The sequence below is a fragment of the Caballeronia humi genome (assembly GCF_001544475.1).
GTDB classification, from domain to species: Bacteria; Pseudomonadota; Gammaproteobacteria; order Burkholderiales; family Burkholderiaceae; genus Caballeronia; species Caballeronia humi.
This window is the reverse complement of sequence record NZ_FCNW02000001.1, coordinates 270043-283823: the sequence shown is the minus strand read 5'-3', so window position 1 is coordinate 283823 and position 13781 is coordinate 270043. Positions and strand designations below refer to the sequence as shown.

Below are 13781 nucleotides of genomic sequence, written 5' to 3'. Positions count from 1 at the left end.
GGGCAGCGAAGGAACAAACCTTCGCTGCGCGGCGTGCTTACTGCGACTTGATCATGACCTTGTCGATCGTGCCGGTGAACGCGTTGTCCCACGGGTCATAGTCGTTCGTGACCGGCGAGTACGCATCTTCCCCGATGTTCGCCGTCTCGGCGGCGAGCGAGTAGAGCGAGCCCATCGTTTTCTCGATGCGGCCTTCGGCGACTTTCTTCCCGTTCACGTACAAGGTGCCGGTGCCGCCCTTGTGCTGGCCTCCGCCGTCGTACTTGAAGTCGTAGACGAGCGTCACGTGACCGGAAGGCAATGGATCGTGGGACTCGATCACGTAATGCTCGCGGGCGAGCCAGTTGTACGTGTACTTCGGCCTGCCGTCGATCACGTACAGGCTCCAGCCGCCGAACATGCCCGCCTGCGACATGACCACGCCCTTCGTCGCGCCTCCCTTCGGAATCTCGAGTTCGGCGGTGATCGTGTGCGAGACCGACTTCGTGTTGATGAAGCTGTTTTCGGTCAGTCCGGGCATGCCGGGGTACAGCGTCAGCTCCTTTCGCCCGTACATGATGTCGGGCCGTCCCGCGACTTCAGGATTGAGCCGTTCGGCACGCCGGTCGTCCAGCGGCAAGACGTTGTTCTTCCGCGCTTCCTCGATGAACAGCGCCTTCATCTGCTCGAGTTTCTGCGGATATTGCGCCGAGAGATCGGTGGCCTGCCCGAAATCCTCGTGCAGGTTGTACAGCTCCCATTTGTCCTTCGAGAAGTCATCCGTGCGCAATTTGGGCTCCCACAGGGCGCTGTGGATCGTGGCGGCGAGCCAGCCGTCCTGATAGATGCTCCGGTTGCCGGCCGTCTCCGTGTACTGCACGCGATGCCGCTCCGGCGCGTTGCCGTTGTCGAACGAGTAGCGCATGCTCACGCCGGGCATCGGCAACTGCTCGACGCCGTTCACGTACTTCGGCGCTGGTATGCCGACCGCGTCGAGGATCGTGGGCACGACGTCGATAAGGTGCGTGTACTGCCGCCGCTTCTCGCCCTTCGCCTTGATGCCCGCAGGCCACTGCACGACCATGCCCGACATGATCCCGCCGCCGCTGGAGAACGTGATGCCGAGCGTCGCCGGCGTGCTGCCCGCCATCGCCCAGCCGACGGCGTAGTTCGGATACGAGTTCTCGGTTCCGTATTCCTTCAGGCGCGACAGCAGATACGGAACATCCTCCGGCGCGCCGTTGAGGCTCGACCATTCGACGAACGTGCCGTTCAGGTCGCCCACGACCGACCCGCCGTTGTCGCCGAAAATGTAGAAGATCAGCGTGTTGTCGAGCATGCCGATTTCCTTGAGGCCGTCGACCAGACGGCCCACTTCGAAGTCCGCACTCTCGGTCAGCGTCGCGTAGACCTCCATCTCACGCGAAAACACCTTCTTCGAATCCGCGTCGAGCGAGTCCCACTTCTGCACGGTGTCCGGATTCTTCGCGATCTTCGTGCCCGGCGGCACGATGCCCAGCTTGATCTGCCGCTGCAGCGTTTCTTCGCGCAGCTTGTCCCAGCCCTGGTCGAACTTGCCCTTGTATGGATCGCGCTCGAACCAGTCTTTCGGCGGCGTATGCGGCGGATGGCTCGCGCTCTGCGCGTAGTACATGAAGAACGGCCGGTCCGGTGTGAGCGAATGCGTCGCGCGGACCCAGTCCAGCGCTTTCGTGGTCAGGTCGCGATTGAAGTGATAGTTCGGATCGCGCGGCGTGGCGATGTAGGTCGTCCCGTCGATCAGGTTCGGATGGAACGACGACTGCTCGCCCGCGATATAGCCGTAGAACTTGTCAAAGCCGCTACGGGTCGGCCAGCGGTCGAACGGGCCGCTGATGTTCACCTCGTTGTCCGGCACTTCGTTGTTCTTGCCAAAGTAGCTCGTGAGATAACCCCAGCTTTGCAGCATCGTCCCGACAGTCGAGATGGTGAGCGGCCGGACGCCCGAGTCGCCCGGATAGCTCGTGTTGGTGCCCGTCACGCCCGCCATGCTGTTCTGATGCGAGTTGCGTCCCGTGAGCAGCGCGACGCGGCTCGGCGAGCAAAGCGGATTGACGTGGAAATTGGTGTAGGTCAGGCCGTTGGCGGCGAGGCGATCCATCGTCGGCGTGTGGATCGGTCCGCCCATCGTCGACGGATCGGAGTAGCCCGCCTGGTCCATCAGGATCACGAGCACGTTGGGCGCACCCTTCGGCGGCTTCACGACGAAACGTTCCGGCGGTTTCACTTTGCGCCAGTCCATCTCGGTGATCGGAGGCTGCGCTGGCGGCTGGATCGGCAGGACTTCGCCCATCTTGTAATTGCCCGGCGGCACGCCTTGTCCCCAGCCGGGTAGCGCCAGGCTCAGCGTCAGCGCAAGTCCAAGCGTGATCTTGCCTGCGAGCCACGCGATCGAAGCACGCTGGGGATTTCGTATGGGCGACGGCGTAGCGCGGCCGTCTTCGTCGCGCGAGTGACTATCGATCATGGCGTTCTCCTTTCGCTTGATTGCGATGGTTCAGCATGAATTGATGCAAAACGAGCAGGCTTAGTCCTTTTCCTCGGCTTTCGCGCGGTCGAGCGCGTCGCGCAACGCAGCGCCGCCGAAGGGCTTGCGCAGCAACTGCGCGTGCAGCCTCGTGCTCTCGATCCGGTAACGTTCGTCGTCGTGGGCGGTGGTGAAGACCACGGGCCAGTCGCAGCCGCGCGCCCGAAGCTGGCGGACCATGTCCGTGCCCGTCATGCCCGGCAGATGGATGTCGATCAGCATGCAGCCCGCGCCTTCGAACGTGGCGTCGCTCAGCGCGCGTTCCGCGGACGCGTAGTCGATCGCCGCGTACCCGAGCGTTTTCAGCAGCACGAGGAGCGCGTTGCGCATGTCGCGATCGTCCTCGACCAGCACGATGCGTCGTTCCGGAAGTGACTCCAATGTCGTCTCCCCGCAGCGCTTTCACGGTGGCTTTGCTCGTGTTCATGCTCGCGTTCTTGCTCGCGCTCGCGTGCTAGTCGGCCGCTGTCGACGCGCTTTGCGCTCGCGCTTCCCATGCGGACTGATCCATCGCCAGCCGGAATCCGAGATGCGACATGCCGTTCATCGGATCGGTGCCGCGCCGGGCACTCGTGCGATAGCTCGTGCAATACGAGTCGCTGCACAGGAACGAGCCGCCGTGCGTCACGCGTAGCGGCGCATGAGCAGTGGGACCGAGTTCGGGGTCGAAGCTGTCTTGCGGGCCGGCTGGGTTCATCGGGACTTTCGACGCAGCCGCTTCGATCCGGAACGCGTCCGAGCGATACCAGTCGCCGACCCACTGCCAGACGTTGCCGGCCATGTCGTAGAGGCCGTAGCCGTTCGGCGCATACCGTCCGACCGCCGACGTGCCGACCTGCACCTTTTCGTTCGACCTGGCGGCGACGGGAAAGGGCCGTGCGGCGTCGTCCCAGGTGTTCGCCATCTTGCGTCCGCCGGGCGCGAATTCGGCGCCCCACGCGAAATCGGCCTGTTCCAGACCGCCGCGCGCGGCGTATTCCCATTCGGCTTCGGTCGGAAGGCGTTTGCGCGCCCACTTCGCGTAGGCGTGCGCGTCCTCGTACGACACCTGGACGACCGGATGCCGCTCCCGGCCGGCGATGTTGCTGCCCGGACCCTCCGGGTGCCGCCAGTTCGCGCCGGGAACGTATTTCCACCAGCGGGTGTAGTCGTCGAGCCGGACCGGCTGGTCGGTGCCGGAGAAGACGAGCGCGCCGGGGACGAGAAGGCTGTCGTCGGGTGCGGGCGTGCCGGGCGGCGCCTGTACTTTGAGCTCTTCCCACGTGGGTTTGCGCTCGGCGGTCGTGATGTAGCCGGTTGCGGCGACGAAGCGTGAGAATTCGGCGTTAGTCACGTCGTATCGATCGATCCAGTACCCGTTAAGGCGTACGCGATGCGCGGGGCCTTCGTTGGGCGACGCGTCGCGATGATCGCTGCCCATGACGAAATCGCCACCGGCGATCCAGACCATGTCGGCGGGACCGGTCCTGCCGTCGCCGAGCGTCAGCGGCGCGGGGCCTCGGTTGTGGTGATAGACGGCGAACGCCGATCCGATGCCGACGAGACCCGCCAGCAGGATCGCGAGGGCGGTGAATCGTTTGGTCGATGACGAGCACGGCATGGCGGGTCCTTTGCGTGTCGGCTGGTGCGGGCGGGCGCGTACGGTTTAATAATCGTGGTTGGCACCGACGGCCGTGATGGCGATTGGGGAAGAGGGACGTTCCCTTATGGGGAAGTGGGTGGGTCGATGGCTACGGCGCTTCCAAGGGGTGGAAGCGCAATCGAGAAAGCGGGGACGATACGAGTCTCACTAACTCGATTACGCGGCATTTGCGCAACGGTCGAGCAAGGCGAAAGACCTGCATGTCCGCCATTGATTCGGTGGACAGGGCGAACGCGGCGGATTATCTCCGTAGACGCTGTTTGTTTCCTGCTTGAGCGTCGCTCTTCAGGGACGCTTCGTTCTTCACGATCTCACAGATACTCCACGTTCCCGTCCACGCTGATGGCCTGTCCCGAGATGTTCCGTCCTGCCGGCGATGCCAGAAAGAGGGCCATTGCAGCGATATCGTCAACGGTCACCATCCGGTGCAGCGATATTTTCTGCAGATACTCTTCCCGCATTGCTTCGTAGGTCAAGCCGAGCGATTCCGCCCGAGCCGAAATCACGCGGTCCATTCGTTCGCCCGCCACGACGCCGGGCAATATGGCATTCACACGGATGTTGCTGGGACCCAGTTCGATAGCGAGCGACTTGACCAGGCCGACAATCGCCCACTTCGTCGCTGCATACGGCGTGCGGAAAGCGTAGCCAAGCCGGCCAGCGACGGACGACATGGCGATGATGGCCGGACAGTCCGACGTCTCCTTCAGCAGAGGGACCGCCTTGCGCAGAAAATAGTATTGACTGTTGAGGTTGGTGGAAATCGTGCGTTCCCACTGGTCGGGGTCGATCGCATCCACTCCGCCCGTGGGTCCGGCTATCCCTGCGTTGTTCACGAGGATGTCGAGTCCCCCGAGCTTCGCACGAGCATCGTCGATGATGCTGTCGACCTGTTCGCGATTCGATACGTCAGCGACTCCTGCGTTGAGCGCGGGCATCCGTGCTTTTGCTTTCTCGATGGCGGAAGGGTCGACGTCGCAGACGTAGACCTTCGCGTCCGCTTGAAGGAAAGCATCGGCTATCGCCGCGCCAATGCCTGCGCCGGCGCCCGATACAAGGACGCGCAAACCAGGTCTGGGTTTCAAAAGGTCCAGGGTATTCATGGATGATTCTCTGTCAATGGCAATAGGCGATGGGGTGGGCAGAAGCGAAGCGCGCGGGTCCTCGGCGCTATCGCTCACTGTCAAGTTCAGGTGGCTTCGAGCCCGTCAGCAGTAGCCGGCCGCTCTTCCGCGCGAATCGCCTTGGCGAGCAACGGCACGAGGAGCAGGCCCAGCACCGCGGCCGCGACGATGATCTTGAAGCCCGCATCGCTTCGGCCGGACATGGTTTCCGCTAACCCGAAAAGGTAAGGACCCACGAAGCCGCCCAGCAGCCCGATGGTGTTGATGAAAGCCAGCCCCGCCGCTGCCTGCACGCCTTGCAGTCTTTTCATCGCGATACCCCAGTACGACGGCAGGACACCGCCAGCGAAGAACCCGGTCACGACCAGCAAGGCAACCTGAATCGCATGATTGCTCGTGGAGACGAACGCACAGGAACATGCAACCAGACCGATCGTCAGAACGCCGAGATAGAGGCAGTCATTGGTGAAACGCCGGTGTATCCGCGGAAGCGTCAGCACGCCCGCCAGGAAGCCGATACCCACGCTGCTCGACAGGAAGCCGACGAGCATCGGCGAATTGACTTGCATCTGTTGAATGATCGACGGCGTGAAGAAATAAAGTCCCACGAACGCGACCTGGTTTGCGAAGTAAATCAGGCTGATGAGAATGGTAGTCGGTCGTTTGAGCGCGGCAATCCAGTTCGCGGAGGACAGGTCGGCGTGGCCGTGCGTATCGATGACGGCCTGCGTTTCCAGCGCCTTGGCTTCCTGCGGCGACAACCATTTGGCGTTGCCCGGACGTTCGGGAAGGATGAAATACAGAATGACACCGACCACTACGGTGGGAAGTCCTTCCAGCAGAAACATCCACTGCCACCCGTGGAGTCCGCTCAGGCCGTCGAGTCGCATGAGGCCTGCACCAAGCGGGTTGCCAACGATGAGCGCGATTGCAGGCGCCGTGTAAATCCAGCCGACAGCGACGGCGCGATCCTTCGGCGCGAACCAGAGCGTCACCATGTACATCAGCGCCGGAAACAACCCGGCTTCGGAGATGCCCAGAAGCAATCGAAGAACGTAGAACGACCATTCTCCCTTCACGAACATCATGGCAGTCGACAATATTCCCCACGTGACAGCGATCCGCGCTATCCAGGTGCGGGGCCCGAAGCGATGGGCTGCCAGATTGCTGGGCACTTCGAGCAATGCATAGCCGATGAAGAAGATTCCTGCGCCGAGTCCGTAAGACGCTGCGCTGATGCCGAGGTCTACCGCCAATTGAGCTTTCGCCAGCGAGACGTTGGTGCGGTCGATGAACGACAGGAAATAAATCAGGCACATCAGCGGGACGAGCCTCAACAGTGCCTTGCGCGTCGCAAGTCTGTGCGTCTCTTCCAGGTGGTGGGCAGTGGAAATGGTAAGCATGTTGTCTCCAACCAAGGGTTTGCCTGTGGCTTCTGGATGCTGCCGGCTGCAGGGGCTATTCGGATCGGTAACGTGAACGAGTCTGTCAAAGAGAAGTGTTGTCGGCTCCCTTCAATCCGAGCATGGCGCGGGCTTCAGCCGGGGAGGCGATTTCGAAAGAAAGCTCCTCGAGAATTCGCCGAATCTTGCGGACTTGCTCGGCATTGCTCTGCGATTTCACGCCCTTCGATATATAAACGCTGTCCTCCAGTCCGACACGCACGTTGCCGCCCATGATTGCGCCCATGGTCACCAGAGACATCTGATGCCGACCCGCACCGAGGACGGAAAAGTGATAGTTCTCTCGACCGAACAACCTGTCGGCCGTCGAACGCATGACCGACATATTTTCCGGGTCCGCTCCAAGACCGCCGAGTATCCCGAATACCGACTGAATGAAGAACGGCGGCTTGAGCAGACCCTGGTCGATGAAATACGCGAGGTTATAGAGGTGTCCGACGTCGTAGCACTCGAACTCGAACTTGGTGCCATAGTCCCGAAACTCCGTGAGGATGTTCTTGATGTCCTTGAAGGTGTTTCGGAAAATCATGTCTTCCATGCCTTCGACATAATCCTTCTCCCAGTCATACCGCCACGACGCGATCTTGGCCCCTATCGGGTGAAGGGAAAAATTCATCGAACCCATGTTCAATGAACACATCTCGGGCTTTGCGAGACGAGGGTAGGCGAGTCGTTCATCGAGCGTCATGCGAGTACTGCCGCCCGTCGTGATGTTGATGATCGCGTCGGTCTCGTTCGCGATGGCAGGAACGAACTCTCTGTAGATTTCGGGACTTGGCGTCGGGCGCCCATCCTCAGGGTTTCTCGCGTGCAGATGAAGAATCGCAGCGCCGGCTTCAGCGGCTTCGATTGCTTGCGATTTGATGTCCGCCGGTGTGAACGGCAGATATTCGGACATCGACGGCACATGCGCCGAGCCTGTCACGGCGCAAGAGATGATGACTCTACGATTGATGTTGCTCATTTGATAACTCCCTCTTACGACTGCCATCCGACGGCGAATCTCTGTGATTACGACTTTGATAAAAGCGCGCGAACCGGTGCGAGTCGGTCTCGAATGACCGATGCGCTTTCCGTATCGCTTTAGTTGCCGGTTATGCGGCGATACCGCGAAAGCAGCGATGATGAAAGCGCGTGTTCTGACGAAAGGATGGGCAAAGCGACGTCGCCTTTTACTACGGCCCGCACGCTGCGAGCGCGAAAAGAATTGACGAGAAATTGGCTCATGCTTGTCTCCGATATCTTTTACGAGACCGGTCACCGCGTGCAGGGCCAGCCTCTTGTGATACGGATATTAGTGGGATAGGATTTCGTGCGTAAGGTCATTTTCGGACAGTTGAAGGTCGGAAGAGGACATTTTCAGGAGACGTCGTGTCGTCCAAATTCCCGTTGTTGAACGAGCGGATTTACGCGCCGTACAAAATTGCAGCGTTGGTTGAAGTTCTCGCAGAACAGGGCATATCTCCGGAGGAGAGCCTGAAGGGGACAGGCGTCGACGTCGCACAGATCGACGACGCGTCAGTGCTCACTTCGGTGCGTCAATACGCGGCCGTTTGCAAAAACGCCATCATGCTTTCGCATGACCCCGCGACCCCGTTCAAGACGGGCTCGCGGCTTCATCTGTCCGCATACGGGATGTACGGCTATGCGCTGATGTCATGTCTGTCGCTTCGCGACTATTTCAGGCTGGGCGTGAAGTACCATCGGCTCGCGACACCCACACTCACGATCGAATGGACCGAGTATCCCGACAAGGGTGTTTGGACTTTTCCCGATGCGTTCGTTTCGAGTCCGTCGCGCGAATTGCAGGAATTTTTGATCGAACAGCAATTTACTCAGCACGTCACGCACCTTCAGGATGTCGCCGGTCGAAGTTGCCCGCCTATTAAGGCTTCCTTCGCATACCCCGCGCCGGCGCATGCTGATATTTATCCCGAGTATCTTGGTTGCCCCTGTGAGTTCGACCAGGAGCAATGTGAACTAGCTTACGACAGCGCCATACTTGAACAGAAGCCGCAACTGGCACACCGACACTCGGCCGCTTTGCTTCAGGAGACATGCGACCGGCTGATCGGCCAGGCCAAGACTTCATTCGGGGCGTCAGGCGAGGTCTATCAGGTTCTGATGCGCAAACCCGGTGAATTTCCGAGTATGGAAGTGGTCGCGGACGCGCTGAAGATGACAAGCCGCACGCTTCGACGACGCCTCGAGGCCGAAGGAACGTCGTTCGTTGCCATCGCGGATGACGTGCGTTGCTCTCTGGCGACGGAGTATTTGAAGACCACGAAGATGAGCACGGACGACATCGCCATGCTTTTGGGCTTCAGCGACGCCGCGAACTTTCGCCGTGCATTGAAACGATGGACAGGGAAAGGACCGGGCGAACTTCGCCACTGATTTCATCGCTGGTTGGCGGCCTCGTGCGCGGTTCGGAAGCGCGACCTCTTCACGTGATCCATGACAAAACCGCCCGCACAAAAGGAAAAGGGCTTGCAATTGCAAGCCCTTGATTCCCCACATCTAATCTTTGGTAGGCCGTACGGGATTCGAACCTGTGACCAACGGATTAAAAGTCCGCTGCTCTACCAGCTGAGCTAACGACCCAAAGAGCCGAAATTATAGTCACGCGTGCGGCCGTCTGTCAACCGGGACGGGCCTCGGCGCACGGCGAATGTCCATAAGAAAAGGCCTGCAGCGGCGAAGCTGCAGGCCTTTCTTTCAGCGAGAGGCGCGAGTTCAAAGAGAAGCTCGCCTTACTTCACCTGCGACATCCTGCTCTGTGCCGTCTGCGCGGTTTCAGTGCCGCTGTACTGCGAGATGATCTGTTCCAGCGTCTTCTTCGCAGCGGCTTTCTGGCCTTGTTCGATCTGGTTGTTCGCGATTGCGAGCAGCGCTTCAGGCGCCCGCGGATGCGTGGGATAAGCCTTCACCAGATTCTGCCAGATGGCCGTCGACCCTTTGTAATCGCGCTCCGCGTACAGCGCGTTGCCGAGCCAGTACTGCGCGGTCGGCTGATACGGACTCTGCGGAAACTTCGACACGAACGTCTTGAACGACGCAGCGGCGTTCTTGAAGTCGCCGTTGCGGAATTGCGTCGACGCCGCGTTGAACGCTTCCGTCTCACCCGGTTGCACGGTGCCCTGCATGCCATCGACCGTCTGCTGCTGCGGCTCGAACTTCTTCATCCGGGCATCGAGGTCGGTGTAGTAGTCCTTCTGCTGCTTCTGCACGGTAGCGAGCTGGTTGGACATGTCCTCGTTCTGGCCTCGCAGCGTCGCAACCTGCTGGTTCAACTGGTCGATACGATTCGACTGATCGAGGATGGTGCGCTGTGCTGCGGACAACTGGCTCGACAGACTGTCCGTTTTCGTGCGCAGGTCGAGCACGGCCTTGCGCGCTTCGTTGTCGTCGAAGACGCCCGCGTGCGCGGGCGAAACGACGAGCGCCGAAGCGGCTGCACTCGCGAACACACAAGCGGCTGCGGCAACGCGCAGCGAGGGAAAGCGATACAACATAGGGCGACTCACCCGTGACTGGTTACGTTACTGTTGATAAACGAGGTCGGCGCGGCGGTTCTGGGCCCACGACGCTTCGTCATGACCCGTCGCCGTCGGCTTTTCCTTGCCGAGGCTCACGGCTTCCATCTGCGTATCGGCAACGCCCATCAGCGACATCGCGCGACGCACGGCTTCAGCACGCTTCTGGCCGAGCGCGAGGTTGTACTCGCTCGTGCCACGTTCGTCGGTGTTGCCCTGGATCAGCACGCGCCGCTCCGGATGGCCCTTCAGGTACTGCGAGTGCTGCTGCACGAGCGGCTGGTAGTCGTCACGCACGGCGTAGCTGTCGAAGTCAAAGTAGATGCTGCGCTTGGCGAGCGGGCTGTTCGGATCGTTCAGCGGATCGACGTTGACGGTGGTCACATCGTTCGGGTTCGGCTGCGTGGCGCCGCCGGCACCCTTGTTCGCGCCTTCATCGAGCTTCACGCCCGAATGACAGGCGGCGAGCGCACCGACCATCGCAATTGCAAAGCCGACACGAATTTTCGACATCATGGTTACTCTCCTTGTGTTATTGCGCAACTAAATGCATGAGGTTATTGCATGAACGGACCCCAGGACGGCTCGCGTACGATGCCGCCCTGCACGGACAAGACTTGCCGCGTCCGACCGTCGGTCGAAACGGCAGCCAACACGCCACGCCCGTTCACCTGGGTGGCGTAGAGGATGTACTGACCATTCGCCGCGAAGCTGGGCGATTCGTCGTGCGTCGTGTCGGTGAGGCCTGTTGCCGAGCCGGACCCGAGGTCCTGCACGTACAGCTTGAAGCCGCCGCCGGTACGCGAAATGTACGCGAGTTGCTTGCCGTCCGGGCTCACGCGCGGGCTTGTATTGTAGTTGCCCGTGAAAGTGACGCGCTGTGCCGCGCCGGCGCTCTCGCCGTTCGCGGACATCTTGTAGATCTGCGGCTGGCCTCCGCGATCGCTCGTGAAGTAGATCGAGTTGCCATCAGGAGAGTAGGCGGGCTCGGTGTCGATCGAGCTGCCTTGCGTCAGGCGGCGCAGTCCGCTGCCATCCGCATTGACTTCGAAAACCTGCGTGTTGCCCGTGCGCGACAGCGCGACCGCGAGCTTGCGGCCGTCCGGCGACCACGCCGGCGCGCTGTTGTTGCCTTTCTGGTTCGACACGACGATGCGCTTGCCCGTCGGCAGATCGTGGATGTAGACGACCGGCTTCTTCTTCTCGAACGAGACGTACGCGACCTTCGTGCCGTCCGGCGACCAGGCGGGCGAGATGATCGGTTCGGGGCTGTTGAGCGCGATGCGCGCGTCCTGGCCGTCCGAATCGGAAATCTGCAACTGGTACTTGCCGCCCGTCTGGATGACGTACGACAGACGTGTCGCGAATACGCCGCGGCCGCCGAGCAGCTTGGCGTAGATGTAGTCGGCGACCTTATGCGCGCTCATGCGCAGGCCGCTCTCGGGGCTGACGAGGGAGAGGCCGCCGAGGCTTTGCTGCTTGACCGTGTCGTACAGGCGAAAGCGCACTTCGTACTGGCCGTTGGCGAGCCGCGTCACGCTGCCGGAGACGAAGGCGTCGGCGCCTTTCGCCTTCCAGCTTCCGAGATCGACGGAATCCGTTTCGGCGACCGGCGTGGCGCCCGCTTCGATGTTGGTGAACTTGCCGCTGCGCGCCAGATCCTGACGCACGATGGCGCTCACCTGCTGCGGCGAATTTGCCTCGTTGGCGAAGTTGGCGGTCGCGATCGGAAACTGCGTCGAGCCGACGCCGGTCACGAGCACGTTCAGCTCCGCATGCGCGGTGCCGGCGGCGATCAGGCAAGACGCGATCAGCGTCCTCAGGCCAAGCTTTGTCATCAAACTCATGCTGTATACGTTCCCAAAAGCGATTTTTAAACTAGTCGAAACTGCAGAACAGACCGCCGATTGCACGATTCGTTCCCACTCGTACAAATCGGCCATCAGCTCCCGGCTGGACGAAGCGTGATCGTAAAGGACGCCGGCGCCTGACCGTTGATATCGACCGGCATCGGATCGGAGCGCTGTACCGCGCGCAAAGCCGCTTGGTCCCATTGCTCGTTGCCGCTCGAACGCGAAACGCGGGCATCAAGCAGTGTTCCCGTCGGCGCGCAACGCACCGACACCACTGTCTCGAGACCGCTCGTTTCACCGCTCCACACGATTTTTGGCCGCACGAGCCGCTGCACCTTCTCCGCATAGCCCGGCGACGTCGCATTCCCGCCCGCGCCACGCCCAGTGCCACTCTTCGCAAGCCCTTCACCGCTGTCACTCGACCCACCGCCCGCCTGCCCCTGCAACTGCGCGAGGCGCGCGCGTCGTTCACCATCGAGCTTGGCTTTCGCCGCAGCATCGGCTTTGGCTTTCTCCTTCGCTTTCGCGTCGGCATCTGCCTTGGCTTTCGCTTGTGCGTCAGCCTTTTCCTTGGCGTCCTTCTGTTGCTGTTCCTTCTGTTCCTTTACCTGCTCGGCCTTTTCAGCGTCTTTCTGCTGCTGCGCCTTCAGTTGCTGCTGTTTCTGCTGATCGAGCTTCTGCTGATCAAGCTGCTTCTGCTTCTCGACCTGCTTCTGCTTTTCCTGCGCGGTCTTCTGCGCCGCGACCGCCGCCGCCTGCTGCGCGGCGAGCTGTTGCTGCCGTTTCGCTTCGGCTTCCTGCTGTTCCTGTTGCTGCTGGCGACGCTGCTCCGCGAGCTGCGCCTCGCGCGCCGCGGCTTCCTGCTGCTTGCGCTTCTTTTCCTGCAACGCGATGTCGGCTTCTTCGTCCTTCGCGGGCGGCGGCGCGGGCTGCACCTTGACAGGCACGGGCGGCGGCGGAGTGGGGCGGGGCGTCGGCGTCGACAGGTCCGGAATCTCGGTCCACAGTTCCGCTTCGGAACCGGCCGGCGTGTTGTTCTGCCAGTTGATACCGTGATACAGCAGCCAGCCAAGCAGCAAATGCATCAGCGCGGCGAGCGCGAACGCTTTCCACGTGCCGCGCTCGCGCGGCGGTCGTACGGGTCGGGCGCGGGTCTGCCGGGTGGTCATTGCGATTTGACTAGCAATCCGACGCGTTTGACGCCGCGCGCCTTCATGTCGGACATCACGTTCATGACGACTTCGTACTTCACCGTTTTGTCGGCGGCGATCACGACGGGCTGGTCAGGATGTGACTCCTGCCGGTTCAGCACGAACGTGTTGAGCTGGTCCTTGGTCATGTTCTGCTGCTGCGCCGCGCCGCCGTCTTCCTTGTACCGGACGTTCATGCTGCCGTCGGCCTTGATGTTGACGACGAGCGGCGGCGTCTGCTCCTGCGGCTGCGCGTTGCCGACCGTCGGCAGGTTGATGATGGACGGTGAAACGAGCGGTGCCGTCACCATGAAGATGACGAGCAGCACGAGCATCACGTCGATATACGGCACGACGTTGATGTCGGACATCGCGCGGCGTGAACTGCCGCGCATGCTGGAACGGGAGGGGCCTCCGGCCATCGCGTG

The 13781-nt window shown here is 61.4% G+C and carries 13 protein-coding genes and 1 tRNA gene; 1 reads left to right on the top strand and 13 read right to left on the bottom strand.

Annotated features, from left to right (window positions below; genetic code table 11):
• Positions 1-37: 37 nt before the first annotated feature.
• From AWB65_RS01385 to AWB65_RS36805, 7 genes are all read right to left on the bottom strand, one after another.
• Entirely contained in the window at positions 38-2485 is a 2448-nt protein-coding gene (locus AWB65_RS01385; RefSeq protein ID WP_087665423.1) for an arylsulfatase, read from the bottom strand.
• Between the two features lie 60 nt (positions 2486-2545).
• On the bottom strand, positions 2546-2926 hold the full coding sequence (locus AWB65_RS01380) for a response regulator transcription factor (protein WP_087665422.1): 381 nt from the start codon (positions 2924-2926) through the stop codon (positions 2546-2548).
• Positions 2927-2999: 73 nt separating this feature from the next.
• Positions 3000-4145 (bottom strand): formylglycine-generating enzyme family protein, encoded by a 1146-nt coding sequence (locus AWB65_RS01375; protein ID WP_087665421.1) that lies wholly within the window; start codon positions 4143-4145, stop codon positions 3000-3002.
• A gap of 353 nt (positions 4146-4498) precedes the next feature.
• Positions 4499-5290, bottom strand: a complete 792-nt coding sequence (locus AWB65_RS01370; protein WP_087665420.1) for an SDR family oxidoreductase — start codon at positions 5288-5290, stop codon at positions 4499-4501.
• Between the two features lie 86 nt (positions 5291-5376).
• Positions 5377-6714: an MFS transporter gene (locus tag AWB65_RS01365; protein WP_087665419.1), complete on the bottom strand. Its 1338-nt coding sequence runs from the start codon at positions 6712-6714 to the stop codon at positions 5377-5379.
• Between the two features lie 85 nt (positions 6715-6799).
• Positions 6800-7738, bottom strand: coding sequence for a 3,5-dioxohexanoate:acetyl-CoA acetone transferase (gene kce, locus AWB65_RS01360; RefSeq protein WP_087665418.1), 939 nt, complete (start codon positions 7736-7738; stop codon positions 6800-6802).
• 119 nt (positions 7739-7857) lie between these two features.
• On the bottom strand, positions 7858-8001 hold the full coding sequence (locus AWB65_RS36805) for a hypothetical protein (RefSeq protein WP_235007468.1): 144 nt from the start codon (positions 7999-8001) through the stop codon (positions 7858-7860).
• 144 nt (positions 8002-8145) lie between these two features.
• Between AWB65_RS36805 and AWB65_RS01355 the strand changes: the two genes are divergently transcribed.
• Complete coding sequence (locus AWB65_RS01355; protein ID WP_087665417.1) at positions 8146-9171, top strand: AraC family transcriptional regulator; 1026 nt, start codon at positions 8146-8148, stop codon at positions 9169-9171.
• 131 nt (positions 9172-9302) lie between these two features.
• Here the strand turns inward: AWB65_RS01355 and AWB65_RS01350 are convergent.
• The 6 genes from AWB65_RS01350 to tolR form a co-directional block, all read right to left on the bottom strand.
• Positions 9303-9378, bottom strand: a tRNA-Lys gene (locus AWB65_RS01350).
• Positions 9379-9527: 149 nt separating this feature from the next.
• Positions 9528-10289, bottom strand: coding sequence for a tol-pal system protein YbgF (gene ybgF, locus AWB65_RS01345; RefSeq protein ID WP_087665416.1), 762 nt, complete (start codon positions 10287-10289; stop codon positions 9528-9530).
• A 27-nt stretch (positions 10290-10316) separates the two neighbouring features.
• On the bottom strand, positions 10317-10826 hold the full coding sequence (gene pal / locus AWB65_RS01340; protein ID WP_087665415.1) for a peptidoglycan-associated lipoprotein Pal: 510 nt from the start codon (positions 10824-10826) through the stop codon (positions 10317-10319).
• 41 nt (positions 10827-10867) lie between these two features.
• Complete coding sequence (tolB, locus tag AWB65_RS01335; protein ID WP_087665414.1) at positions 10868-12157, bottom strand: Tol-Pal system beta propeller repeat protein TolB; 1290 nt, start codon at positions 12155-12157, stop codon at positions 10868-10870.
• A 95-nt stretch (positions 12158-12252) separates the two neighbouring features.
• The gene (tolA, locus tag AWB65_RS01330) at positions 12253-13332 is read right to left on the bottom strand and encodes a cell envelope integrity protein TolA (protein WP_087665413.1); all 1080 of its coding nucleotides are present in this window, start codon (positions 13330-13332) and stop codon (positions 12253-12255) included.
• A complete protein-coding gene (tolR, locus tag AWB65_RS01325) occupies positions 13329-13775 on the bottom strand; it encodes a protein TolR (protein WP_087665412.1) in 447 nt (148 codons plus the stop codon). Before tolR ends, tolA begins: the two co-directional genes overlap by 4 nt.
• Positions 13776-13781 lie beyond the last annotated feature (6 nt).

Excerpts from the sequence above, each read along its gene's own strand:
- AWB65_RS01375 (WP_087665421.1), bottom strand. The coding sequence starts at position 4,145 with ATGCCGTGCTCGTCATCGACCAAACGATTCACCGCCCTCGCGATCCTG.
- AWB65_RS36805 (WP_235007468.1), bottom strand. The coding sequence starts at position 8,001 with ATGAGCCAATTTCTCGTCAATTCTTTTCGCGCTCGCAGCGTGCGGGCC.
- kce (WP_087665418.1), bottom strand. The coding sequence starts at position 7,738 with ATGAGCAACATCAATCGTAGAGTCATCATCTCTTGCGCCGTGACAGGC.
- AWB65_RS01385 (WP_087665423.1), bottom strand. The coding sequence starts at position 2,485 with ATGATCGATAGTCACTCGCGCGACGAAGACGGCCGCGCTACGCCGTCG.
- tolA (WP_087665413.1), bottom strand. The coding sequence starts at position 13,332 with ATGACCACCCGGCAGACCCGCGCCCGACCCGTACGACCGCCGCGCGAG.
- tolR (WP_087665412.1), bottom strand. The coding sequence starts at position 13,775 with ATGGCCGGAGGCCCCTCCCGTTCCAGCATGCGCGGCAGTTCACGCCGC.
- tolB (WP_087665414.1), bottom strand. The coding sequence starts at position 12,157 with ATGAGTTTGATGACAAAGCTTGGCCTGAGGACGCTGATCGCGTCTTGC.
- pal (WP_087665415.1), bottom strand. The coding sequence starts at position 10,826 with ATGATGTCGAAAATTCGTGTCGGCTTTGCAATTGCGATGGTCGGTGCG.
- ybgF (WP_087665416.1), bottom strand. The coding sequence starts at position 10,289 with ATGTTGTATCGCTTTCCCTCGCTGCGCGTTGCCGCAGCCGCTTGTGTG.
- AWB65_RS01365 (WP_087665419.1), bottom strand. The coding sequence starts at position 6,714 with ATGCTTACCATTTCCACTGCCCACCACCTGGAAGAGACGCACAGACTT.
- AWB65_RS01370 (WP_087665420.1), bottom strand. The coding sequence starts at position 5,290 with ATGAATACCCTGGACCTTTTGAAACCCAGACCTGGTTTGCGCGTCCTT.